Source organism: Streptomyces sp. NPDC000075, assembly GCF_040301925.1.
GTDB classification, from domain to species: Bacteria; Actinomycetota; Actinomycetes; order Streptomycetales; family Streptomycetaceae; genus Streptomyces; species Streptomyces polychromogenes.
The window spans coordinates 112,845-136,282 of the sequence record NZ_JBEPFL010000024.1 but is presented as its reverse complement, the minus strand read 5'-3'; the positions used below and the strand labels follow the sequence as shown (position 1 = coordinate 136,282).

Genomic DNA, 23,438 nt, shown 5'->3' with positions numbered 1-23,438 from the left:
TACGAGGCCGCCGAGCTGGACGGGGCCGGCGCCTGGGCCCGCTCCGCGCCGCCGCCGGAGTGGGCGCCCTCGTCCTGGCGGCCGCCGTCCTGGCCGCCCTCCCGGCCGGCCCGCTCGCCGCCGCCCGGCACGCGGCGGCCGTCCTCGCGGGCCTGCTCGCCGCCGAACTCCTGCTGCGCCGTTGCGTACGCCGCTTCGACGGGGTCACCGGCGACGTCTTCGGCGCCCTCTGCGAGACGGCGGCCACCGCCGTCCTCGTCGTCCTCGCCCTCGGCTGATCGCCCGCCCGGCCGCCCGCGTACCCTTCGGGGCGTGGACGAGAACCGGGCTCAGGAACGGGGCGCGGCCCCCATCAAGGTGCTGCTCGCCGACGACCAGGCGCTGCTGCGCAGCGCGTTCAAGGTGCTGGTCGACTCCGAACCCGACATGCGGGTCGTCGGGGAGGCCTCCGACGGGGCCCAGGCGTACGCCCTCGCCCGCACGGAGAACGCCGACGTCGTCCTCATGGACATCCGCATGCCCGGCACCGACGGCCTCGCCGCCACCCGCATGATCAGCGAGGATCCCGACTGCGCCGGGGTCCACGTCGTCATGCTGACCACCTTCGAGGTGGACGAGTACGTGGTCCAGGCCCTGCGCGCCGGGGCCTCCGGTTTCCTCGGCAAGGGCGCCGAGCCCGACGAGCTGCTCAACGCCATCCGCGTCGCGGCCGCCGGCGAGGCGCTGCTCTCCCCGGCCGCCACCAAGGGGCTGATCGCCAGCTTCCTCGCCCAGGGCGGCCGCGCCGACGCCCCCGCCGCCGGTTCGGCCCACGCCGAGCGGCTCGCCGCGCTCACCGGACGCGAGCGCGAGGTCCTCGTCCTGGTGGCCGGGGGCCTGTCCAACGACGGCATCGCCGGCCGCCTGGAGGTCAGCCCGCTGACGGTGAAGACGCACGTCAACCGGGCCATGGCCAAGCTCGGGGCCCGGGACCGGGCCCAATTGGTGGTCATCGCGTACGAATCGGGCCTGGTCCGCCCCCGCGCCGACTGACCGGGACCGACGGCCGCGCGCACCGCAGTAGGACGGCGTACTGCGGGCGCGGTATGCCGCACATAAGGACGGGACCTGGGGCCGACGCAGTCGCGGTCCGGCGTGGGTGAGGCTGGAGGACCCTCGCCCACGTCACAGCAGAGAGAACCCACACCCATGTCCTGGCTGTCCCGCTTCAGCCTGGCCCAGAGAGCCCTGATCGGCCTGGTGTCGATCGTCGCGCTCCTCTTCGGCGCCATAGCCATACCGCAGCTCAAGCAGCAGCTGCTGCCGTCCATCGAACTGCCGATGGTCTCCGTGCTCGCGCCCTACCAGGGCGCCTCGCCCGACGTGGTCGAGAAGCAGGTCATCGAGCCGATCGAGAGCACCCTCAAGGGCGTCGACGGCATCACCGGCATCACTTCCACCGCCAGCGAGGGCAACGCCCTCATCCGCGCCACCTTCGACTACGGCGACGAGGGCACCAAGCAGCTCGTCGCCGACGTCCAGCAGGCCGTCAACCGGGCCCGCGTCCGGCTGCCCGCCGAGGTGGACCCGCAGGTGGTGGCCGGCTCCACCGACGACATCCCGACCGTCGTCCTCGCCGTCACCTCCGACAAGGACCAGCAGGCCCTCGCCGACCAGCTGAACCGTTCCGTCGTCCCCGTCCTGGAGGACCTCGACGGCGTCGGCCGGGTCAGCGTCGAAGGCGTCCGCGACCTCCAGGTCACCGTCACCCCCGACCCCGCGAAGCTGGCCGCCGCCGGACTCGACGGCGCCGCCCTCGCCGAGGGCCTCAAGGCGGGCGGCGCGGCGATCCCGGCCGGCTCCTTCGACGAGCAGGGCAAGAACCGCACCGTCCGCGTCGGCTCCGGCTACACCTCCCTCGCCCAGCTGGAGGACCTCCGGCTGACCGCGGGCCCCGGCAAGCCCGTCGTGCGCCTCGGTGACGTGGCCGCCGTCAGGCAGGAGCCGGCCAAGGCCGACTCCCTCACCCGCACCAACGGCAAGCCCAGCCTCGCCGTCGTCCTCACCATGGACAAGGACGGCAGCGCCGTCGCCATCTCCGACGCCGTCAAGGACAAGCTCCCCGAGCTGCGCTCCCAGCTCGGCTCCGGCGCCGCGCTGACCGTCGTCAGCGACCAGGGCCCGGCCGTCGCCCGCTCCATCTCCGGCCTCACCACCGAGGGCCTGCTCGGCCTGGTCTTCGCCGTGATCGTGATCCTGGTCTTCCTGGCCTCGATCCGCTCGACGCTGGTCACCGCGGTGTCCATCCCGCTGTCCGTGGTCCTCGCCCTGATCGTGCTGTGGACCCGCGACCTCTCGCTCAACATGCTGACGCTGGGCGCGCTCACCATCGCCATCGGCCGGGTCGTCGACGACTCGATCGTGGTCCTGGAGAACATCAAGCGCCACCTCGGCTACGGCGAGGAGCGCGAGGCCGCGATCACCGCCGCCGTCAAGGAGGTGGCCGGCGCGGTCACCTCCTCCACCCTCACCACCGTGGCCGTCTTCCTGCCGATCGGCCTGGTCGGCGGCATGATCGGCGAGCTCTTCGGTTCCTTCTCGCTCACCGTGACCGCCGCCCTGCTGGCCTCGCTGCTGGTCTCCCTGACGGTGGTCCCGGTGCTGTCGTACTGGTTCCTGCGCGCCCCCAAGGGCACCTCCGAGGATCCGGAGCGAGCCCGCCGCGAGGCCGAGGAGAAGGAGGCGAAGAGCCGCCTCCAGCGCTTCTACGTCCGGGTCCTGGGCTTCGCCACCCGGCGCCGCCTGACCAGCATCGCGATCGCGGTCGTGGTCCTGGTCGCCACCTTCGGGATGACCCCGCTGCTGAAGACCAACTTCTTCGACCAGGGCGACCAGGACGTCCTGACGGTCAAGCAGGAGCTGCCCGCCGGTACCTCGCTGGCCGCCTCCGACGAGGCGAGCCGCAAGGTGGAGAAGGCCCTGGCCTCCGTCGAGGGCGTCAAGGACTACCAGGTCACCGTCGGCTCCTCCGGCTTCCTCGCGGCCTTCGGCGGCGGCACCGGCTCCAACCAGGCCTCCTACCAGGTCACCCTGGACGACGCCGGCCACTCCGAGGCGGTCAAGGAGCGCATCCAGGACGCCCTCGGCAAGCTCCAGGGCATCGGCGACACCTCCATCTCGGCGGGCGGCGGCTTCGGCGGCCAGAACCTGAGCGTGGTCGTCAAGGCCGGCGACGGCGCCGTCCTCGCCAAGGCCGCCGAACAGGTCCGCGCCGAGGTCGCCACGCTGGAGGACGTCACCGACGTCCAGAGCGACCTCGCCCAGTCCGTGCCCCGGATCTCGGTCACCGCCACCCCGAAGACCGCCGAGGCGGGCCTCAACCAGGCCGCGCTGGGCGCGATCGTCGCCCAGGCCGTCCGCGGCAACCCGGTCGGCAAGGCCGTACTGGACAACACCGAGCGGGACGTCGTCATCCGCTCCGCCCACCCGGCCACCACCCTGGCCGAGCTGCGGGACCTGCCGGTCGGCCCGGCCAGGCTGGGCGACATCGCGGAGGTCAAGGAGGTCCCCGGCCCGGTCGCGATGACCCGGATCGACGGCGCCCGCGCCGCGACCATCACCGCCAAGCCGGTCGGTGACAACACCGGCGCCGTCAGCGCCGCGCTCCAGACCAAGCTCAAGGCCCTGGACCTGCCCGAAGGGGCCACGGCCTCCGTCGGCGGCGTCTCCCAGGACCAGGACGAGGCCTTCGGCTCCCTGGGCCTGGCCATGCTCGCCGCCATCGCGATCGTCTTCATGCTGCTGGTCGCCACGTTCCGCTCGCTGGTCCAGCCGCTGATCCTGCTGGTCTCCGTGCCCTTCGCGGCCACCGGCGCGCTCGGCCTGCTCATCGTCACCGGCACCCCGATGGGCGTCCCCGCGATGATCGGCATGCTGATGCTCATCGGCATCGTGGTGACCAACGCCATCGTCCTGATCGACCTGGTCAACCAGTACCGGGCGCAGGGCCTGGGCGTGGTCGAGGCGGTCGTCGAGGGCGGCCGGCACCGGCTGCGGCCGATCCTGATGACGGCCCTGGCGACGATCTTCGCCCTGCTCCCGATGGCGCTGGGCGTCACCGGAGAGGGCGGCTTCATCTCCCAGCCGCTCGCGGTGGTCGTGATCGGAGGCCTGGTCAGCTCCACCCTGCTGACGCTGCTGCTGGTCCCGACGCTCTACACGGCGATCGAGCTCCGCAAGGAGCGCCGCCGGGCCAAGCGCGAGGCCAGGCGCACGGCCAGGCTGACGGTGGTCCCGTCCCCGTCGGACGAGGAGACCCCGGCCACCGTCTGACCCCGTGAACGCCGAAGGGGCGCCCCCTCACCGGGGGGCGCCCCTTCCTGCGTGTGCGTGCCGCCTACGGGAGGGCGAGCATCCGCTCCAGCGCCAGCTTGGCGAAGCTCTCGGTCTCCTTGTCGACCTGGATCTGGTTGACGAGGTTGCCCTCGGCCAGGGACTCCAGGGTCCACACCAGGTGGGGGAGGTCGATGCGGTTCATCGTCGAGCAGAAGCAGACCGTCTTGTCGAGGAAGACGACTTCCTTGTCCTCGGCGGCGAATCGGTTCGCCAGCCGCTTGACCAGGTTCAGCTCGGTGCCGATGGCCCACTTGGAGCCGGCCGGGGCCGCCTCCAGCGCCTTGATGATGTACTCCGTCGAGCCGACGTAGTCCGCGGCCGCGACGACCTCGTGCTTGCACTCGGGGTGCACCAGCACGTTGACGCCCGGGATCCGCTCGCGCACGTCGTTGACCGAGTCCAGGCTGAACCGGCCGTGGACCGAGCAGTGCCCGCGCCACAGGATCATCTTCGCGCCGCGCAGCTGCTCGGCGGTCAGCCCGCCGTTCGGCTTGTGCGGGTTGTAGACCACGCAGTCGTCCAGGGACATGCCCATGTCGCGGACGGCGGTGTTGCGGCCCAGGTGCTGGTCGGGCAGGAAGAGCACCTTCTCGCCCTGCTCGAAGGCCCACTCCAGGGCCTTCTTCGCGTTGGACGAGGTACAGATCGTGCCGCCGTGCTTGCCGGTGAAGGCCTTGATGTCGGCGGAGGAGTTCATGTACGAGACGGGCACGGTGCTGCCGGCGATCCCGGCCTCGGTGAGGGCGTCCCAGCACTCGGCGACCTGCTCGGCGGTGGCCATGTCGGCCATCGAGCAGCCGGCCGCGAGGTCGGGCAGGACGACCTTCTGGGCGTCGGAGGTCAGGATGTCCGCCGACTCGGCCATGAAGTGCACACCGCAGAAGACGATGTACTCGGCCTCCGGCTTGGCGGCCGCGTCACGGGCGAGCTTGAAGGAGTCGCCGGTGACGTCGGCGAACTCGATGACCTCGTCCCGCTGGTAGTGGTGCCCGAGGATGAAGACCTTGTCCCCGAGCTTCTCCTTGGCCGCGCGGGCGCGGGCCACGAGGTCCGGGTCCGAGGGCGAGGGCAGGTCGCCGGGGCACTCCACGCCGCGCTCGCTCTTGGGGTCGGACTCGCGGCCGAGCAGCAGCAGGGCAAGGGGCGTCGGCTGGACGTCCAAGGGCTGGGCGGTGGTCACGACACGCACCCTTTCTGTTCTGCGACTAGGTGCCTTCCGAAGAGGGCTTCCGAAGGCGTCACTTCGACTTCTCGTCTATATGACGTTATCTATCATAACCGCTTCACGTCACTTTGACGATGGCGATAATGTCGATGTGACGCATTCGCCCGCTCCGGAGCGGCGCACTCCACCCGCCCTCCGCGAGAGGTCCACCGCTCCCCACGGGTGTGCGAGCATGAATATCTGAAACAAGGCGCCGGACCCGGAATGAAACCGCGGTCCCGCTGGTTGCCACCGACGGCAAGAGTCCGACGTTTCCCCAGCCACCGGCGGGGAGCCGCCCACTTCGGGAGTGAATGCAGATGTCCGTACAGGACGACAAGACCACTGTGAGCGACGGCATCCTCCTGTCCGACGCCGCCGCCGAGAAGGTCCGTACCCTGCTGGAGCAGGAGGGCCGCGATGACCTGGCGCTGCGCGTCGCCGTTCAGCCCGGCGGCTGCTCGGGCCTGCGCTACCAGCTCTTCTTCGACGAGCGCTCCCTCGACGGCGACGTCGTCAAGGACTTCGACGGCGTCAAGGTCGTCACCGACCGCATGAGCGCCCCGTACCTGGGCGGCGCCTCGATCGACTTCGTCGACACCATCGAGAAGCAGGGCTTCACGATCGACAACCCGAACGCCACCGGCTCCTGCGCCTGCGGCGACTCCTTCAGCTAAACCGGCTGAACGCGCACGACGAGGGCCCGGGCCCCGGTCGATCCGACCGGCGCCCGGGCCCTCGCCCGTTCCGTGCCCGCTGGAGGGGGCGCGCCTACTGGCGCGGCAGCGCCTTGCCCGTCGTCGCGTCGACCACCTTGCGCTCACCCAGCGGCTGCGTCAGCCGCGCCGTGACGGACATCTCCTTCGCCAGCATGACGCAGGCCTGGCCGGGCTTGTTCGGGGTGTCCGTGATCTTCACCAGCACCGAGCCGGCCTCCTCCCGCGCCTCCAGGGCGTAGGTGCTGCACACCCCGCCCCAGAAGTTGACCGTTAGCGTCCGGTCGTCCTGGGCGTACGAGAACCCGGGCACGGTGTGGCCCTGCGGGGGCACCGGCGCGGTGGAGCCGCCGTCGTCCCTGGCCGCGGGCTGCACCACCGTGCGCCCCGGCTTGCCGTCCGTACCCGCCACCTCGAACAGCCAGGCCGGTACGAGTCCCCGCCCGCCGTCGACCGTCCCCGGGGCCAGCCCGAGCACGGCCCCCTTCACGCTCTCCGTCCGCGGCGGCTTCATCGGCCGCGGCTCCGGGTTGCACGGCAGGGTGTCCGTGGCCCCCGTCGGGGTGTCCGGGGTCAGCGGCACCGAGGTCGCGCAGCCGCTGGGGCCCGGGCCGGTGCCGTCGCCGCCGCCCTTGGCCGAGGCGTTGAGCCGGTCCAGGGCCTCGGCGGCCCCGACCACGGGCTGCTCGGCCGCGCGGACCGGCGCCTTCAGCTCCCCGCTGCCCGCCACCGGCCGGCCCTCCGCCCCGACGGTGATCCGGGTGGACCAGCCCTGCGTGGGCAGGCCGCCCACCACCGGGTCCGCCACCACGACCCGGACCGAGCCCGTCGTCAGGCGGGCGTCCACCTTCGCGCCGTCCTGCCCGGCGGCGGCCAGCACCGGAGCGGCGGCGGCCTTCGCGGTCTCCTCGGAGACGGGGGCGGCGGAGCCCGGGTCCCGGGGCGCGGCCTGCTGCTCGGGGAGGGTGGCCGGACCGCAGGTGTCCTTGCCGCGTACGCAGTCGTCCCCCGGACCGGCCTGGAAGCGGGAGAAGCTCCAGGTGCCCGGGGCCTTGCGGGTGACGGACAGCCGGGGGCCGGCCCCGTCGGCGGCCTCGCCCGCCAGCCACTGCTCACCGCTGAGCCGGGGCGCGCCGGAGATCCCGAGGGCCTGCGCGAGCCGGGCCACCTCCTCCGAGGTGACCTCCCCGGACGCCGCGAAGGAGGGGGCGGAGGCCGGGGCAGCGGGGAGCGGCCCGTCCGCCCGGTAGGTCACCCCGCCGCCGTGCGGGTCCGGCTCACCGGGGGCGATGCCCGGCCTCGTGGGGGTCCCGGCCTCGCGCGGGGCGACGGCCGCGGTGTCCTCCGTACGGCCGCCGCCGCGCGAGGCGTCGCCGTACGCCGTCGACGCCCAGTAGGCCGTACCGCCGCCGGCCAGCAGGACGGCGGCCGCGATGGAGCCGATGGCCCAGGCCGGCCGCCGCCGTGTGGCGCGTGATGTGTCGGGTTGTTCGCTGGTCACCGCTCGCTCCTTCGCGTGTCCCGCCGTACGTGATGCGGGTGTGACGCGCCGACCGCGGAACCGGTTCCCCCGTGTTCCCCGTGGACCGGGTTCCCCCGTCCTTCTCCTACTCCCCGTACTCCGCCGTGGCGGCGATCAGCCGGGCGGAGTCCGGCGGGACGCTGACCCCGTGGATCTGCGAGGGGGCCACCCGCACCGGGGAGGGCTCCGGCGCGACCGCCCAGTGCGGGGCCATCCGCGCGCAGTCGCCCAGCAGCCGGGCGAAGCCGGGGCGGGCGTCGGAGGTGTACTCGGCGTAACCGAAACCATCGGTATAGGTCATGGGGGCACGGTAGACACGCCATGTCGGGCGAAGGAAGTCCTACTACGGGGTAGTTTCAGCCGGTCGGCCGTGGGCCGGGGACCGGGTAGTTTTGATTGTCACCCGCCGTCATCCGCAGGAGCATCCACGCCGTGCGCATCGCAGTCACCGGCTCCATCGCCACCGACCACCTCATGACCTTCCCGGGCCGCTTCGCCGACCAGTTCGTCGCCGACCAGCTCCACACGGTCTCCCTCTCCTTCCTCGTCGACAACCTCGACGTGCGGCGGGGCGGCGTCGGCCCGAACATCTGCTTCGGCATGGGCCAGCTCGGCAGCCGCCCGATCCTGGTCGGCGCCGCCGGCTCGGACTTCGACGAGTACCGCGCCTGGCTCGACCGGCACGGCGTGGACACCGACTCGGTGCGGATCTCCGAGGTGCTGCACACCGCGCGCTTCGTCTGCACCACGGACGCCGACCACAACCAGATCGGCTCCTTCTACACGGGCGCCATGAGCGAGGCCCGGCAGATCGAGCTGAAGGCCGTCGCCGACCGGGTGGGCGGGCTGGACCTGGTCCTCATCGGCGCCGACGACCCCGAGGCGATGCTCCGCCACACGGAGGAGTGCCGCACGCGCGGGATCCCCTTCGCGGCGGACTTCTCCCAGCAGATCGCCCGCATGGACGGCGAGAACATCCGCACCCTGATGGAGGGCGCGACGTACCTCTTCTCGAACGAGTACGAGAAGGGCCTCATCGAGTCGAAGTCCGGCTGGACGGACGAGGAGATCCTCGCCAAGGTCGGCACCCGGGTCACCACCCTCGGCTCGAAGGGCGTCCGCATCGAGCGGGCCGGCGAGGAGCCGATCCTGGTCGGCTGCCCGGAGGAGACGGCGAAGGTCGACCCGACCGGCGTCGGCGACGCGTTCCGCGCCGGGTTCCTGACCGGGCTCGGCTGGGGCGTGGGCCTCGAGCGGGCGGCCCAGGTGGGCTGCATGCTGGCCACCCTGGTCATCGAGACCCTGGGCACCCAGGAGTACACGCTGGCGCGGGCGCACTTCATGGAGCGCTTCACGAAGGCCTACGGCGACACCGCCGCCGCCGAGGTCCGCGCCCACCTGGAGGCGTAGCCGCCGCGCGGGCTGGATTGCGCTGCGCGAAATCCAGCCCCGCAGGCGCCCCCGTCAGACCGCCCGGCGGACGCGATAGGCCGAGCCGAGGGGGCGCGGGGTTTCACCCAGGTAGTCGTGCCCCCGCATCGCGCACCACGCCGGGATGTCCAGCCGCGCCACCTCGTCGTCCGACAGGACCGTCACCGTCCCCCCGACCGGAACCGTCCCGATCGCCCGGGCCAGCTCGATCACCGGCTGCGGGCAGCGCAGCCCGAGGGCGTCGACCTCGACCGACTCCGCGACCGGCGGCGTGGCCGAAAGGGCCTCCGGGACGCCGAGTTCCGCGCGGACCTCCGCCACCGCCCGCGGCAGCGCTTCCAGGAAGCCGTTGACCTCCTCCGCCGAGGTGCCCCGCGGCAGCGACACCCGTACGTTCCCCTCCGACAGCACCCCCATCGCCCGCAGCACGTGACTGGGGGTCAGCGTGGAGCTCGTGCACGAGGAGCCGGAGGAGACCGAGTACCCCGCGCGGTCCAGCCCGTGCAGCAGGCTCTCGCCGTCGACGTACAGGCAGGAGAACGTCACCAGGTGCGGCAGCCGCCGGTCCGCGTGGCCGACCACCTCCACGTCCGGCACCAGCCGCGCCACCCGCCGCCGGATCCGGTCCACCAGCACCCGCAGCCGTGCCGCCTCCGCGTCCGCCTCGGCCCGGACGGCCCGCAGCGAGGCCGCCGCCGCCACCACGGCGGGGAGGTTGGTGAAGCCGGGGGAGCGCCCCGACTCCCTTTCGTCGGCGGGGCCTTGGGGCGCGAAGCGGACCCCCTTGCGGACGGCCAGCAGGCCCACCCCGGGCGGGCCGCCCCACTTGTGGGCGCTCGCCGCCAGCACCGACCAGCGGCCCTCCACCGGGCCCCAGCCCAGCGACTGCGCCGCGTCCACGAGCAGCGGCACGCCCGCCGCCGCGCACACCTCGGCCACCTCCGCCACCGGCTGGACCGTGCCCACCTCGTGGTTGGCCGACTGGAGGCACGCCACAGCGGTGGTGGAGGTCAGGGAAGAGGCGTACTCGACGGGGGAAACCGCCCCGAAGCGGTCCACCGGAACCTCCGTCACCGTCCCCCCGGCGGCCGCGTGGGCCTGTGCCGCGTGCAGGACGGAGCTGTGCTCGACCGCCGACACGACCAGATGGCCGCCGACCCGCCGGCGCCCGGCCAGGGCCCCCGCGAGGCCCGCGTGAACCGCGTGCGTCCCCGAAGGAGTGAACACGAGCTCGTCGGCGCGACATCCGACGGCCTCGGCCGCGGCCTCCCGCGCCGCGTCCAGCAGCAGCCGGGCCCGCCGCCCCTCCCGGTACAGCCGGGCCGGGTCCGCCCAGCCCTCGTCCAGTGCGGCCTGCAGCGCCTGCCGGGCCACGGGGTGCAGGGGAGCGGCGGAGGCGGTGTCGAAGTACGGCATCGGGCCACCGTAAGGCAGGGGTGGCGGGGAGGGCGGCGGGGGAGCGGGGTGTTGCGGCGGCCGGCGGCGCCCGCGCAGGTCGCGCCGGGTTTCAGGGGCCGTCAGATGCCGTCCGGAGCCCACCGTTCAGGGCCGAACGGCCCGTCCCCCGTACGGCGGATCCATCCCTTCGGGGGCAGTAGCGGCGCGTTGGGCACCCTCCCCGCGCGGCCTCAAATAGCGTCCAGTAGGGTTTGGTCCGCATAAACATCCAAACCCCTGCCTGCGTCAGGGCCGGCGACCGACCCGAACACGGCCGCGGCCGGCCGCGCGGGCCGAGACTCTCGGGAAGGCGCTACGTGAGTCCCTACGGCTCCGACCGCTCGCCGCGGCGCCCGATGCGGCGGAAGCTGCTGCAGGCGCTGACTGCGGGCGTGGTCCTGGCGACCGCCACTGGTTGCTCGTACACCTGGAAAGACTTCCCCCGCCTCGGAATGCCCACCCCGGTCACGGAGGAGGCGCCTCGCATCCTCTCCCTGTGGCAGGGATCCTGGGCGGCCGCTCTCATCACGGGCATCCTGGTGTGGGGCCTGATCATGTGGAGCGTCATCTTCCACCGGCGTAGCCGGACGAAGATCGAGGTCCCCGCGCAGACCCGGTACAACATGCCCATCGAGGCGCTGTACACCGTGGTCCCGCTCATCATCGTCTCGGTGCTCTTCTACTTCACCGCGCGTGATGAGTCGAAGCTGCTCACCCTCTCCAAGACGCCGGCTCACACCATCAATGTGATCGGCTTCCAGTGGAGCTGGGGCTTCAACTACGTCGAGAACGTCGACGGTGACGCCGCGACCCCGAAGGCGGGTGTGGTTCCGAAGGAGCTCGCCTCCCTGCCGGACCGCTTCACCAAGGAGTTCCCCGCGGGCGCCGAGGGCGTCTACGAGAAGGGCGTCCCCGGCGACCGGAACGCGGACACGAACAACCCGGGGCCGACCCTCTACCTGCCCAAGGGCGAGAAGGTCCGCTTCATCCTGTCGTCGAACGACGTCATCCACTCCTTCTGGGTGGTGCCCTTCCTGTTCAAGCAGGACGTCATCCCCGGTCACACCAATGTCTTCGAGGTCACCCCAACCCAGGAAGGCACCTTCGTGGGCAAGTGTGCCGAGCTCTGCGGCGTCGACCACTCCCGCATGCTCTTCAACGTGAAGGTCGTCTCCCCGGCGGAGTACAAGGCGCACCTGAAGCAGCTGGCGGAGAAGGGGCAGACCGGCTTCCTGCCGGCCGGCATCAAGCAGACTGACCCCGCCCGGAATGCGGAAGTGAACAAACTGTGAGCATCCTCAACGAATCCCAGGGTGCCGCCGCCGACTCGTATGAAAACGAGCTGCCGGTGCGGCGCAAGCAGCCGGGTAACGTGGTCGTCAAGTGGCTCACCACCACCGACCACAAGACCATCGGCACGATGTACCTGGTCACGTCGTTCGTGTTCTTCCTGATCGGCGGCATCCTGGCGCTCTTCATGCGCGCCGAGCTGGCCCGTCCGGGTACGCAGATCATGTCGAACGAGCAGTTCAACCAGGCGTTCACCATGCATGGCACGATCATGCTGCTGATGTTCGCGACCCCGCTGTTCGCCGGTTTCGCCAACTGGATCATGCCGCTGCAGATCGGTGCGCCCGACGTGGCGTTCCCGCGGCTGAACATGTTCGCGTACTGGCTGTACCTCTTCGGCTCGACCATCGCGGTCGCCGGCTTCGTCACCCCGTCGGGTGCGGCCGACTTCGGCTGGTTCGCCTACTCCCCGCTGTCGGACGCCGTCCGCTCGCCGGGCATCGGCGCCGACATGTGGATCATGGGTCTGGCCTTCTCCGGCTTCGGTACGATCCTCGGCTCGGTCAACTTCATCACCACGATCATCTGCATGCGCGCTCCGGGCATGACGATGTTCCGCATGCCGATCTTCACCTGGAACGTGCTGCTGACCGGTGTCCTGGTCCTGCTCGCCTTCCCGGTCCTGGCCGCCGCGCTCTTCGCGCTGGAGGCCGACCGCAAGTTCGGTGCGCACGTGTTCGACGCGGCCAACGGCGGCGCCTTGCTGTGGCAACACCTCTTCTGGTTCTTCGGACACCCAGAGGTGTACATCATCGCGCTACCGTTCTTCGGCATCGTTTCCGAGATCATCCCGGTCTTCTCCCGTAAGCCGATGTTCGGCTACATCGGTCTGATCGCCGCGACGATCGCGATCGCCGGCCTCTCGGTGACCGTGTGGGCGCACCACATGTACGTCACCGGCGGTGTGCTGCTGCCGTTCTTCTCCTTCATGACCTTCCTGATCGCGGTACCGACCGGTGTGAAGTTCTTCAACTGGATCGGCACCATGTGGAAGGGCTCGCTGTCCTTCGAGACCCCGATGCTCTGGACGATCGGCTTCCTGGTCACCTTCACCTTCGGTGGTCTGACCGGCGTCATCCTGGCCTCGCCCCCGATGGACTTCCACGTCTCCGACTCGTACTTCGTCGTCGCGCACTTCCACTACGTCGTCTTCGGCACCGTGGTGTTCGCGATGTTCGCCGGCTTCCACTTCTGGTGGCCGAAGTTCACGGGCAAGATGCTGGACGAGCGTCTCGGCAAGATCACCTTCTGGACGCTGTTCATCGGCTTCCACGGCACGTTCCTGGTCCAGCACTGGCTGGGTGCCGAGGGCATGCCGCGCCGTTACGCGGACTACCTCGCCGCCGACGGCTTCACCACGCTGAACACGATCTCGACGATCAGCTCCTTCGTCCTCGGCCTCTCCTTCCTGCCGTTCATGTACAACGTCTGGAAGACCGCCAAGTACGGCAAGAAGATCGAGGTCGACGACCCGTGGGGCTACGGCCGTTCGCTCGAGTGGGCGACCTCCTGCCCGCCGCCGCGGCACAACTTCCTCACCCTGCCGCGCATCCGCAGTGAATCGCCGGCGTTCGACCTGCACCACCCGGAGATCGCGGCCCTCGACCACCTCGAGGACCACGCCCCGGCCAAGGCCGTCACCGGTGGCAAGGAGGCCGGCAAGTGAAGATCCAGGGCAAGATGTTCCTCTGGCTCTCCGTCTTCATCCTGATCATGACCGTCGTCTACGGCGTCTGGTCGAAGGAGCCGGTCGGCACCACCGCTCTCGCGCTGGCCTTCGGCCTGAGCGCCATGATCGGGTACTACCTGGCCTTCACGGCCCGGCGTGTGGACGAGATGGCCCAGGACAACCTGGAGGCCGACGTCGCCGACGAGGCGGGCGAGCTGGGGTTCTTCGCCCCGCACAGCTGGCAGCCGCTCTCGCTGGGCATCGGCGGTGCGCTCGCGTTCATGGGCGTCATCTTCGGCTGGTGGCTCATGTACTTCTCGGCCCCGATCATCCTGATCGGCCTGTGGGGCTGGGTGTACGAGTACTACCGCGGTGAGAACCAGAACCAGTAGGCGGTAGCCGTACCGGCGGTACGGACGCGCTACAGAAGCAGTACAGAGGGGCCCGGACACCTTTTCGGAGGAGTCCGGGCCCCTCGTTTGCAGTCACCCCGCGCGACGTAATAGTCATATGTTCATAGCGTTGAGCGCATGAAGCACTCACCGCGTCTTTGGACGGTACTCAGCTGCTCCCTGCTGGTCGCGTCCCTCGGTGCCGGCGCCACCGCATGCGGGGGGTCCGCAGACAACCCGCTGTCAGCCCGCCCGTACGACGCGGGCGAGCAGGTGACCTTCAACCAGCCGCCCGGCGGCGGCCGGGCCGCCGACCCCGACAAGCCGCTCGAAGTCACCGCCAAGGGCACGGATTCCCGTATCACCGACGTGATGGCCGTGGACACCCACGGACGCCGCCTCGCGGGCGAGCTCTCCGCCAAGGGGGACCGCTGGCACAGCACCTCGCCGATGGCCGCCGGTGTCCACTACACCGTCACCGTCAGCACGGAGGACCGGCACGGGGCCCCAGGGCAGCGCACACTGGCCTTCGACACCACCCCGGCCAAGAAGGTCCTCAAGGTCGAATTCGGCCCGGACGAGGGCAAATACGGGGTCGGACAGCCCATCACGGCCGAACTCAGCGAACCCGTCAAGGACAAGGCCGCCCGCGCCCTCGTCGAACGGGGCCTGGTCATCGACACCCCCGAGCCCGTCGAGGGCGCCTGGCACTGGGTCGACGACAAGAACCTGCACTTCCGCCCCAAGGAGTACTGGCCCGCCCACTCCTGGGTCTCCGTACGGAGCAACCTGGAAGGCGTCAAGATCGAGGAGGACCTCCACGGAACCGCCTCCAAGCCCCTCAAGCTGGAGATCGGCGACCGGGTGGAGGTCACCACCGACGCGGCCGCGCACACCCTCACGTTCGAGCGCAACGGGGAAGTGATCAACACCATCCCGGTGACCACAGGGAAGCCCGGCTTCTCCACCCGCAACGGGGTCAAGGTGGTACTGGGCAAGCAGTACTTCGTCCAGATGCGCGGGGACACCGTCGGCATCGGCGGCAGCGAGTACTACAACCTGCCCGTCTACTACGCCACCCGCGTGACCTGGAGCGGCGAGTACGTCCACGCCGCGCCCTGGTCGGTCGGCTCCCAGGGCTACGAGAACGTCAGCCACGGATGCACCGGCATGAGCACGGGCAACGCCGCCTGGTTCTACGAGAACATCAGCGAGGGCGACATCGTCCGGGTGATCAACAGCATCGGCGACGACATGGAGCCCTTCGGCAACGGCTACGGCGACTGGAACCTGGACTGGAAGGACTGGCGGGACGGCAGCTACCTCCTCAAGGGCACCCAGGAGGGCCGCAGCCCCGTCGACCAGGCCCGCCTGCGCCCCAGCGTCTGACCGCGCACGCCCCGCCCCACGAAGCCCACGAAGCCCACGAGGGCCCGCGGACGGCCACAGAGCCGCCCGCGGGCCCTCGCCCGTACCCGCAGGCCGCTCAGGCCGCGTTGGGGGCCAGCCGGGAGCGCAGCAGCCCCGCCAGGGCCTCGGGGAACTCCACCGGGTCCACCGGAAGGGTGACGGCCGCGTCGGCGCGGCTCCAGGTGGCCAGCCAGGCGTCCTGGGGGCGCCCCATCAGCAGCAGCACCGGGGGACACCGGAAGATCTCGTCCTTGATCTGCCGGCACACGCCCATGCCCCCGGCCGGGACCGCCTCACCGTCCAGGACGCACACGTCGACGCCCCCGGCGTCCAGTTCCTTGAGGACGGCTGGAAGCGTGGCACATTCCAGGAACTCCACCGGCGGCAGGTCGGCGGCCGGCCTGCGCCCGGCCGCCAGCCGCACCTGCTCCCGGGTGCCCGCGTCGTCGCTGTAGACCAGAACCCGCGCAGTCGCCCGCATTTCGTTCCTCCACGTGTCCGTGAATCACGCTGATGATGCGCGGGATGCTACTCCGTCCGACCCCGTGTCAACATCGGTTCCGCCAGCCTGGCGGGAGAGGCCGCGCGGGGGTGATCTGATGGGCCGTTCGGGCCTTGCACACCCCCCTGACACTCCGAACGGCACCCCCCGGGGTGAGGGCGGGATAAGCGACCGACATAATGTCGGTCGTGGCGACAGCAACGACAGTAGATACCGGGCACGCGCACCCGACGGTCAACCGGCCGAACCTCGTCAGCGTCGGAACCATCATCTGGTTGAGTTCCGAGCTGATGTTCTTCGCGGCCCTCTTCGCGATGTACTTCACCCTGCGATCCGTGATGGGCGCCGAGCACTGGACGGAACAGGCCTCGGCCTTGAACCTGCCCTTCTCGGCGACGAACACCACGATCCTGGTGCTCTCCTCGCTCACCTGCCAGCTCGGCGTGTTCGCCGCCGAGCGCGGTGACGTGAAGAAGCTCCGGACGTGGTTCATCATCACGTTCGTCATGGGTGCGATCTTCATTGGCGGCCAGGTGTTCGAGTACACCGACCTGGTCAAGGAGGAAGGCCTGAGCCTCTCGTCCGACCCGTACGGCACGGTGTTCTACCTGACCACCGGCTTCCACGGTCTGCACGTGACGGGCGGCCTCATCGCCTTCCTGCTGGTCCTCGGCCGGACGTACGCGGCCAAGAGGTTCACCCACGAACAGGCCACGTCGGCCATCGTCGTGTCCTACTACTGGCACTTCGTCGATGTCGTCTGGATCGGCCTCTTCGCGACGATCTACCTGATCAAGTAGCGAACCCGTCGCCGGGCCCGTTCCCGGCGCACCGTCCAGAAACACCGACGCAGAAGATCCTGACACCGGGGTAATCCGTGAAAAAGCTTTCCGCACGACGACGCCATCCGCTGGCGGCGGTCGTCGTTCTACTCTTCGCGCTGGCGGTCACGGGGGGGCTGTACGCCGCCTTCGCGCCCGCGGGCAAGGCGCAGGCCGATGAAACCGCCCAGTCCCTCGCCATCGAGGAGGGCAAGAAGCTCTACGCCGTGGGCTGCGCAAGCTGCCACGGAACCGGCGGTCAGGGTTCCTCTGACGGCCCGAGCCTGGTCGGCGTCGGCTCCGCGGCCGTCGACTTCCAGGTGAGCACGGGCCGCATGCCCGCCCAGCAGCCCGGCGCCCAGGTGCCGAAGAAGCGGAACATCTATTCCCAGGCCCAGATCGACCAGCTCGCGGCGTACATCGCGTCCCTCGGTGCCGGCCCGATCACGCCGACCGAGAAGCAGTACGACCCGGCCGGTGCCGACATCGCCGCCGGTGGCGAGCTGTTCCGCAACAACTGCGCGCAGTGCCACAACTTCACCGGCGAGGGCGGCGCGCTGACCAACGGCAAGTACGCCCCGAACCTCGAGGGCGTCGAGCCGAAGCACATCTACGAGGCCATGCTCACCGGCCCGCAGAACATGCCCTCCTTCCCCGACAGCACCATGCCGGAGAAGCAGAAGAAGGACATCATCGCGTACCTCCAGAACGTGAACGGCGAGAAGTCGGTCAGCCCTGGCGGCCTGAAGCTCGGTGGCCTCGGCCCCGTCTCCGAGGGTCTGTTCGGCTGGATCTTCGGTCTGGGTGCGCTGATCGCTGTCGCCGTCTGGGTCGCGGCCCACACCGCTAAGGCCAAGAAGTCATGAGTAGCCAAGACATTCCCGAAGAGAAGCACCTGCCGAGCGAGCAGGGCGACGCGCACCACGGTGCCGTAGCGGTCGCGGACGACCCGTTCGCCGACCCGGGCCTGCCGGTCCACAAGCCGCGCATCCAGGACATCGACGAGCGGGCCGCCAAGCGGTCCGAGCGCACGGTCGCGATGCTGTTCACGCTGTCGATGCTGGCCACCGTCGGCTTCATCGCCTCGTACGTGTCCATCCCCGTCGAGAAGATCGTCTACATCTTCCCGATCGGGAAGGTGAGCGCGCTGAACTTCGCCCTGGGCATGACCCTGGGCGTCGCCCTGTTCTGCATCGGCGCGGGCGCGGTCCACTGGGCCCGCACCCTGATGTCCGACGTCGAGGTCGCCGACGACCGCCACGAGATCGCCGCGCCGGCGGACGTCAAGGCCAAGGTCATGCAGGACTTCGCCGACGGTGCGAACGAGTCCGGCATCGCCCGCCGCCCGCTGATCCGCAACACCCTGCTCGGCGCGCTGGCCCTGGTGCCGCTCTCCGGCGTGGTCCTGCTGCGCGACCTGGGCACGCTGCCCGAGGACAAGCTCCGCAAGACCCTGTGGACCAAGGGCAAGCTGATCATCAACCAGAACACCATGGAGCCGCTGCGCCCCGAGGACGTCCTGGTCGGTTCGCTGACCTTCGCCATGCCCGAGGGCCTGGAAGAGGACCAGCACGACTTCCAGAACCAGATCGCCAAGGCCGCCCTGATGCTCGTCCGGATCAAGCCGGAGGACATCAAGGACAAGCAGGAGCTGGAGTGGTCCCACGAGGGCATCGTGGCCTACTCGAAGATCTGCACCCACGTCGGCTGCCCGATCAGCCTGTACGAGCAGCAGACGCACCACGTGCTCTGCCCGTGCCACCAGTCCACCTTCGACCTCTCCGACGGCGCCCGTGTCATCTTCGGCCCGGCCGGTCACGCGCTTCCGCAGCTGCGGATCGGCGTGAATGACGAAGGCTTCCTCGAAGCGCTCGGCGACTTCGAAGAGCCCGTCGGTCCTGCATTCTGGGAGCGCGGATGAGCACTGCCACCACCACCGAGCGCAAAGCGCCGGCCGGCGAGCGCGTAGCCGACTGGGCGGACGGCCGCCTGGGCATCTACAGCCTGGCCAAGGCCAACATGCGCAAGATCTTCCCGGACCACTGGTCCTTCATGCTGGGTGAGATCTGCCTCTACAGCTTCATCATCATCATCCTCACGGGTGTGTACCTGACGCTGTTCTTCCACCCGAGCATGAACGAGGTCGTGTACCACGGCTCGTACGTGCCGATGCAGGGCGTCCAGATGTCCGAGGCCTTCGCCTCGACCCTGGACATCAGCTTCGACGTCCGCGGCGGTCTGCTCATCCGGCAGATCCACCACTGGTCGGCGCTGATCTTCGTCGCCGCGATGGTCGTGCACATGATGCGCGTCTTCTTCACCGGCGCGTTCCGCAAGCCGCGTGAGGTCAACTGGATCTTCGGCTTCCTGCTGCTGGTCCTCGGCATGTTCACCGGTTTCACCGGTTACTCCCTGCCGGACGACCTGCTCTCGGGCACCGGTGTCCGCTTCATGGAGGGCGCGATCCTGTCCGTGCCGATCGTCGGCACGTACCTGTCGTTCTTCCTCTTCGGCGGCGAGTTCCCCGGCGGCGACTTCGTCGCCCGGTTCTACTCGATCCACATCCTGCTGCTGCCCGGCATCATGATGGGCCTGCTGGTGGCCCACCTGATCCTGGTCTTCTACCACAAGCACACCCAGTTCGCGGGTCCCGGCAAGACGAACAACAACGTCGTCGGCATGCCGCTGCTGCCGGTCTACATGGCCAAGGCCGGAGGCTTCTTCTTCCTGGTCTTCGGTGTCATCGCGGCCATCGCGGCGCTCGCCTCGATCAACCCGATCTGGGCGCTCGGCCCGTACCGCCCGGACCACGTGTCCACCGGTGCGCAGCCCGACTGGTACATGGGTATGCCGGAAGGCCTGATCCGTGCCATGCCCGGCTGGGAGATCAACCTGTGGGGCCACACGCTCGTCCTGGGCGTGTTCATCCCGCTGCTGCTCTTCCCGCTGGTCCTCGGCGCGATCGCCGTCTGGCCGTTCATCGAGTCCTGGGTCACCGGCGACAAGCGCGAGCACCACATCCTGGACCGCCCGCGCAACGTCCCGACCCGTACGGCCTTCGGTGTCGCCTGGATCGCGGAGTACATCGTGCTCCTCATCGGCGGCGGCAACGACATGTTCGCCCAGTACTTCCACCTGTCGATCAACTCGATCACCTGGTTCGTCCGGATCGGCTTCTTCGTCGTCCCGGTCCTGGCCTTCATCGCCACCAAGCGGATCTGCCTCGGCCTCCAGCGCCGGGACCACGACAAGGTGCTGCACGGTCGCGAGACCGGCATCATCAAGCGTCTGCCGCACGGGGAGTTCGTCGAGGTCCACGAGCCGCTCCCGCAGGGCAAGCTGCACACGCTCACCTCGCACGAGCAGTACAAGCCGCTCGAGCTCGGCCCGACGGTCGACGAGAACGGCGTGGAGCGCAAGGTGACGCGCGGCGAGAAGCTGCGCGCGAAGCTCAGCAAGGGCTTCTACGCGGAGGGCAACCAGATTCCGAAGCCCACCGCCGAGGAGTACAAGGAGATCCAGTCGGGCCACGGCCACCACTGATCTCCGGCATGACCGCTTGAGGGATTGACCCACGTCAATCCTGGTGTCGCCACGGCAAGAGCCCCCGTCCAGTGTCTGGACGGGGGCTCATTGCCGTCTCCGGGGCTGGATAGGCTGAGATCCTCACCGGATCGACGTGAGATCCCCGACGAGCAGCAGGAGCTGACCATGAACGTTGCGACCCCGGCAGGCGGCGACAGCGTGGCGGCCCGCAGCTGGCCGGGCATCCTGGAAGCCCTGCTCAGCGGCCGCGACCTCACCACGGACGACACCGCCTGGGCGATGGAGCGGATCATGCGGGGCGAGGCCACCGACGCGCAGATCGCGGGCTTCGCGGTGGCCCTGCGGGCCAAGGGCGAGACCGTGGGGGAGTACTCCGGCCTGGTCCGGACGATGTACGCCCACGCCAACCTGATCGAGGTACCCGGGCGGACCGTGGACATCGTCGGCACCGGCGGAGACGGCGCCAAGACCGTCAACATCTCCACCATGTCCGCCATCGTGGCCGCCGGCGCGGGCGCGAAGGTCGTCAAGCACGGCAACCGGGCCGCCTCCTCCGCCAGCGGCTCCTCCGACGTCCTGGAGAAGCTCGGCGTCAACCTGGGCCTGACCCCGCAGCGGGTGGCGCAGGTCGCCGAGGAGGCCGGCATCACCTTCTGCGCCGCGGTGGTCTTCCACCCCGCCCTGCGGTACGCCGCCTCGGCCCGCCGGGACCTCGGGGTGCGCACCGCCTTCAACGGCCTCGGCCCGCTCACCAACCCCGCCCGGGTCACCGCGCAGGCGGTGGGCGTCGCGGACCCCCGGCTGGCCCCGATCATGGCCGGAGTGCTCGCCGAGCGCGGCACCTCCGCCCTCGTCTTCCGCGGCGACGACGGCCTGGACGAGCTGACCACCACCGGGACCTCCCGGGTGTGGTGGGTGCGCGACGGCGGGATCACCGAGCACGCCTTCGACCCGCGCGACGTGGGCATCGAGACCGTCGACATCTCCGCCCTGCGCGGCGGCGACCCCTCGTACAACGCCGACGTCGCCCGCCGGCTGCTGGCCGGTGAGACGGGTCCGGTGCGCGACGCCGTCCTGCTGAACTCGGCGTCCGCCCTGGTCGCCCTGGACCCGGGCACCGGCTCGCTGGAGGAGCGGCTGTCGGCGGGCATCGCCCGCGCGGCCGAGTCCATCGACTCGGGCGCCGCCCGGGCCGCGCTGGAACGCTGGGTGGCGGCCAGCAACGCCTGACCCTTCCGACGAGGCCCCGGTCCACGATGTGGACCGGGGTCTTGCGTTCCGGAGATCGTGTGGCAGGATGCTCTCCAAGGTCACGAGTGACAGCGTTATGGCCCCGGCTCGCTGTCCGGCAACCCTCCTTCCGTGGCGGGGTGCCCCGGGTGATGACCAGGTCGTAGGCAGCAAGGCCTACGGCAAGCGCGGATCCCTCGACACCAGGGGTCCTGGTCTCTCGAGGAGCGTTTTCCGTGAGCAAGCGAATGCGATAGGGCGACTCCGCCCCTACTTCACCCCTCGGAACAGGGTCCCTTCCGCGTACCCGCATCCCTTCCGAGGCCCTTCCCGTACCCCTGACGGCCGACGCCGACGACGCGCGCCGCCGTACCCGCGTACGGGCACACCGAAGCCATTCAGCCCTGCCTGCCGGGAGATTCCGCCATGTCCGCATCCCTGAACGCCGCCGCCACCGCCGCCTGCGCCGCCACCGCCGAGGTCCCCGCCTGTGCCGAGCCGCTGCCCGTGCTCGGCCGGGACGTCACCGTCCCGCTCGTCACCGGCGGCGAGGTCACCTACGCGGCCCTGGACTACGCGGCCAGCGCCCCGGCGCTCCAGCGGGTCTGGGACGACGTGGCCGCGTACGCCCCGTACTACGGCAGCGTCCACCGCGGTGCCGGCTACCTCTCGCAGCTCTCCACCGACCTCTTCGAGCAGAGCCGGGCCACCGTCGCGGAGTTCCTCGACTGCCGTGCGGGCGACCAGGTGGTCTTCACCCGGTCCACCACCGACTCCCTCAACCTCCTCGCCGCCGTCCTCCCGGCCGACTGCCAGGTGTTCGTCTTCGAGACCGAGCACCACGCCTCGCTGCTGCCCTGGGGCGACGCGCAGGTCACCTACCTCAACGCCCCGCGCACCCCGGCCGAGGCCGTCGCCACCCTGGAGCGGGCGCTGGCCGACCGCAACCCTTACGGCCCGGCCCTGGTCTGCGTCACCGGCGCGTCCAACGTCACCGGTGAGCTGTGGCCGGTCAAGGAGCTGGCCGCCGCCGCGCACGCCCACGGCGCGCGGATCGTGCTGGACGCCGCCCAGCTGGCGCCCCACCACCCCGTCTCCGTGCGGAAGCTGGACGTGGACTGGGTCGCCTTCTCCGGGCACAAGCTGTACGCGCCCTTCGGCTCGGGCGTCCTCGCCGGCCGCGCCGACTGGCTCCAGGAGGCCGCCCCGTACCTCGCCGGGGGCGGCGCCTCCCGCAAGGTGGCGCGCCGCGAGGACGGCGGCGTCGACGTCGAGTGGCACACCACGGCCGCCCGCCACGAGGCCGGCTCCCCGAACGTCATCGGCGTCTACTCCATCGCCTCCGCCTGCCGGGCGCTGAACGAGGCCGGGTTCGAGAGCCTCGTCGCCCGCGAGCGGCACCTCATCGCGAAGGTCCGCGAGGGCCTGGCGGAGGTCCCGGCGGTGCGGGTGCTGTCCCTGTTCGGCGACGACGCCCCGCGCGTCGGCGTCATCTCGTTCGTGGTCGACGGCTGGAACAGCTCGCACTTCGCTGCGGCGCTGTCGGCGGAGTACGGGATCGGGGTGCGTGACGGCCTGTTCTGCGCCCACCCGCTGGTCCGCACCCTGCTCGGCAGCGAGCCGCAGGCCCAGGGCGAGTGCGGGGCGCCCGAGGCGGCGCCGGGGGAGCGGTCGCTGAACGCGATCCGCGTCAGCTTCGGGGCGGGGACCCCGGACGAGCACGTGGAGCGCTTCGTGCGGGCCGTCAGGGAACTCGTCGCGGACGGCGCGAAGTGGCAGTACCGCACGGAGGACGGCCGCTGCGTCCCGGCGGTCTGATCTCTCCCCGCCCCGC

Annotated in this window: 20 protein-coding genes and 1 riboswitch; of the genes, 15 read left to right on the top strand and 5 right to left on the bottom strand. The window is 70.5% G+C overall.

Annotated features, from left to right (window positions below):
* From ABT403_RS25855 to ABT403_RS25845, 3 genes are all read left to right on the top strand, one after another.
* The coding region (locus ABT403_RS25855) for an adenosylcobinamide-GDP ribazoletransferase (RefSeq protein ID WP_351649947.1) at positions 1-278 on the top strand (278 nt) is incomplete at its 5' end.
* A gap of 34 nt (positions 279-312) precedes the next feature.
* A complete protein-coding gene (locus ABT403_RS25850) occupies positions 313-1,032 on the top strand; it encodes a response regulator (RefSeq protein WP_344153740.1) in 720 nt (239 codons plus the stop codon).
* A gap of 156 nt (positions 1,033-1,188) precedes the next feature.
* Positions 1,189-4,311: an efflux RND transporter permease subunit gene (locus ABT403_RS25845; RefSeq protein WP_344153743.1), complete on the top strand. Its 3,123-nt coding sequence runs from the start codon at positions 1,189-1,191 to the stop codon at positions 4,309-4,311.
* Between the two features lie 64 nt (positions 4,312-4,375).
* Here the strand turns inward: ABT403_RS25845 and nadA are convergent, their stop codons facing one another.
* Positions 4,376-5,563 carry a quinolinate synthase NadA gene (gene nadA / locus ABT403_RS25840; RefSeq protein WP_344153746.1) on the bottom strand — a complete coding sequence of 396 codons (1,188 nt, stop codon included), beginning with the start codon at positions 5,561-5,563 and terminating at the stop codon, positions 4,376-4,378.
* A gap of 335 nt (positions 5,564-5,898) precedes the next feature.
* On the opposite strand from nadA, the gene ABT403_RS25835 reads away from it, so the two are divergent.
* Complete coding sequence (locus ABT403_RS25835) at positions 5,899-6,255, top strand: HesB/IscA family protein (protein ID WP_030029080.1); 357 nt, start codon at positions 5,899-5,901, stop codon at positions 6,253-6,255.
* A gap of 94 nt (positions 6,256-6,349) precedes the next feature.
* Here ABT403_RS25835 and ABT403_RS25830 read toward each other — a convergent pair whose 3' ends face one another.
* Both ABT403_RS25830 and ABT403_RS25825 read right to left on the bottom strand, forming a co-directional pair.
* Positions 6,350-7,795, bottom strand: coding sequence for a hypothetical protein (locus ABT403_RS25830; RefSeq protein ID WP_344153762.1), 1,446 nt, complete (start codon positions 7,793-7,795; stop codon positions 6,350-6,352).
* Positions 7,796-7,901: 106 nt separating this feature from the next.
* Complete coding sequence (locus ABT403_RS25825; RefSeq protein ID WP_344153765.1) at positions 7,902-8,117, bottom strand: hypothetical protein; 216 nt, start codon at positions 8,115-8,117, stop codon at positions 7,902-7,904.
* Between the two features lie 131 nt (positions 8,118-8,248).
* On the opposite strand from ABT403_RS25825, the gene ABT403_RS25820 reads away from it, so the two are divergent.
* Positions 8,249-9,226 (top strand): carbohydrate kinase family protein, encoded by a 978-nt coding sequence (locus tag ABT403_RS25820; protein WP_344153768.1) that lies wholly within the window; start codon positions 8,249-8,251, stop codon positions 9,224-9,226.
* Positions 9,227-9,280: 54 nt separating this feature from the next.
* Here ABT403_RS25820 and ABT403_RS25815 read toward each other — a convergent pair whose 3' ends face one another.
* Positions 9,281-10,663, bottom strand: coding sequence for a cysteine desulfurase/sulfurtransferase TusA family protein (locus ABT403_RS25815; protein WP_344153771.1), 1,383 nt, complete (start codon positions 10,661-10,663; stop codon positions 9,281-9,283).
* A 338-nt stretch (positions 10,664-11,001) separates the two neighbouring features.
* Here ABT403_RS25815 and ctaC point away from each other — a divergent pair, with 338 nt between their 5' ends.
* The 4 genes from ctaC to ABT403_RS25795 all read left to right on the top strand — a co-directional run bounded on the left by ctaC (position 11,002) and on the right by ABT403_RS25795 (position 15,484).
* On the top strand, positions 11,002-11,976 hold the full coding sequence (gene ctaC, locus ABT403_RS25810; protein WP_344153774.1) for an aa3-type cytochrome oxidase subunit II: 975 nt from the start codon (positions 11,002-11,004) through the stop codon (positions 11,974-11,976).
* Positions 11,973-13,700 carry an aa3-type cytochrome oxidase subunit I gene (gene ctaD / locus ABT403_RS25805; RefSeq protein ID WP_042813652.1) on the top strand — a complete coding sequence of 576 codons (1,728 nt, stop codon included), beginning with the start codon at positions 11,973-11,975 and terminating at the stop codon, positions 13,698-13,700. The genes ctaC and ctaD overlap by 4 nt, the downstream gene beginning before the upstream one ends.
* The gene (locus ABT403_RS25800; protein ID WP_344153779.1) at positions 13,697-14,095 is read left to right on the top strand and encodes a cytochrome c oxidase subunit 4; all 399 of its coding nucleotides are present in this window, start codon (positions 13,697-13,699) and stop codon (positions 14,093-14,095) included. Before ctaD ends, ABT403_RS25800 begins: the two co-directional genes overlap by 4 nt.
* A gap of 138 nt (positions 14,096-14,233) precedes the next feature.
* On the top strand, positions 14,234-15,484 hold the full coding sequence (locus ABT403_RS25795; RefSeq protein WP_344153782.1) for a L,D-transpeptidase: 1,251 nt from the start codon (positions 14,234-14,236) through the stop codon (positions 15,482-15,484).
* 97 nt (positions 15,485-15,581) lie between these two features.
* On the opposite strand, the gene ABT403_RS25790 is transcribed toward ABT403_RS25795, so the two are convergent.
* Complete coding sequence (locus tag ABT403_RS25790; protein ID WP_344153785.1) at positions 15,582-15,986, bottom strand: DNA-binding transcriptional response regulator; 405 nt, start codon at positions 15,984-15,986, stop codon at positions 15,582-15,584.
* A gap of 200 nt (positions 15,987-16,186) precedes the next feature.
* Here ABT403_RS25790 and ctaE point away from each other — a divergent pair, with 200 nt between their 5' ends.
* The 6 genes from ctaE to ABT403_RS25760 all read left to right on the top strand — a co-directional run bounded on the left by ctaE (position 16,187) and on the right by ABT403_RS25760 (position 23,422).
* The gene (gene ctaE / locus ABT403_RS25785; protein ID WP_045946897.1) at positions 16,187-16,807 is read left to right on the top strand and encodes an aa3-type cytochrome oxidase subunit III; all 621 of its coding nucleotides are present in this window, start codon (positions 16,187-16,189) and stop codon (positions 16,805-16,807) included.
* 77 nt (positions 16,808-16,884) lie between these two features.
* Positions 16,885-17,694 (top strand): cytochrome bc1 complex diheme cytochrome c subunit, encoded by an 810-nt coding sequence (gene qcrC / locus ABT403_RS25780; protein ID WP_344153790.1) that lies wholly within the window; start codon positions 16,885-16,887, stop codon positions 17,692-17,694.
* Entirely contained in the window at positions 17,691-18,749 is a 1,059-nt protein-coding gene (qcrA, locus tag ABT403_RS25775) for a cytochrome bc1 complex Rieske iron-sulfur subunit (protein WP_344153793.1), read from the top strand. Before qcrC ends, qcrA begins: the two co-directional genes overlap by 4 nt.
* On the top strand, positions 18,746-20,371 hold the full coding sequence (gene qcrB, locus ABT403_RS25770) for a cytochrome bc1 complex cytochrome b subunit (RefSeq protein ID WP_344153796.1): 1,626 nt from the start codon (positions 18,746-18,748) through the stop codon (positions 20,369-20,371). Before qcrA ends, qcrB begins: the two co-directional genes overlap by 4 nt.
* Positions 20,372-20,539: 168 nt before the next feature.
* The gene (trpD, locus tag ABT403_RS25765; protein WP_344153799.1) at positions 20,540-21,604 is read left to right on the top strand and encodes an anthranilate phosphoribosyltransferase; all 1,065 of its coding nucleotides are present in this window, start codon (positions 20,540-20,542) and stop codon (positions 21,602-21,604) included.
* A 78-nt stretch (positions 21,605-21,682) separates the two neighbouring features.
* A riboswitch (SAM riboswitch) is annotated at positions 21,683-21,799 on the top strand.
* A gap of 231 nt (positions 21,800-22,030) precedes the next feature.
* Positions 22,031-23,422 carry an aminotransferase class V-fold PLP-dependent enzyme gene (locus tag ABT403_RS25760; RefSeq protein ID WP_344153801.1) on the top strand — a complete coding sequence of 464 codons (1,392 nt, stop codon included), beginning with the start codon at positions 22,031-22,033 and terminating at the stop codon, positions 23,420-23,422.
* The last annotated feature ends 16 nt before the right edge of the window (positions 23,423-23,438 follow it).

Excerpts from the sequence above, each read along its gene's own strand:
- ctaE (WP_045946897.1), top strand. The coding sequence starts at position 16,187 with ATGTCGGTCGTGGCGACAGCAACGACAGTAGATACCGGGCACGCGCAC.
- ABT403_RS25825 (WP_344153765.1), bottom strand. The coding sequence starts at position 8,117 with ATGACCTATACCGATGGTTTCGGTTACGCCGAGTACACCTCCGACGCC.
- ABT403_RS25815 (WP_344153771.1), bottom strand. The coding sequence starts at position 10,663 with ATGCCGTACTTCGACACCGCCTCCGCCGCTCCCCTGCACCCCGTGGCC.
- ABT403_RS25835 (WP_030029080.1), top strand. The coding sequence starts at position 5,899 with ATGTCCGTACAGGACGACAAGACCACTGTGAGCGACGGCATCCTCCTG.
- qcrA (WP_344153793.1), top strand. The coding sequence starts at position 17,691 with ATGAGTAGCCAAGACATTCCCGAAGAGAAGCACCTGCCGAGCGAGCAG.
- ABT403_RS25795 (WP_344153782.1), top strand. The coding sequence starts at position 14,234 with ATGAAGCACTCACCGCGTCTTTGGACGGTACTCAGCTGCTCCCTGCTG.
- ABT403_RS25760 (WP_344153801.1), top strand. The coding sequence starts at position 22,031 with ATGTCCGCATCCCTGAACGCCGCCGCCACCGCCGCCTGCGCCGCCACC.
- trpD (WP_344153799.1), top strand. The coding sequence starts at position 20,540 with ATGAACGTTGCGACCCCGGCAGGCGGCGACAGCGTGGCGGCCCGCAGC.
- qcrB (WP_344153796.1), top strand. The coding sequence starts at position 18,746 with ATGAGCACTGCCACCACCACCGAGCGCAAAGCGCCGGCCGGCGAGCGC.
- ABT403_RS25845 (WP_344153743.1), top strand. The coding sequence starts at position 1,189 with ATGTCCTGGCTGTCCCGCTTCAGCCTGGCCCAGAGAGCCCTGATCGGC.
- ABT403_RS25790 (WP_344153785.1), bottom strand. The coding sequence starts at position 15,986 with ATGCGGGCGACTGCGCGGGTTCTGGTCTACAGCGACGACGCGGGCACC.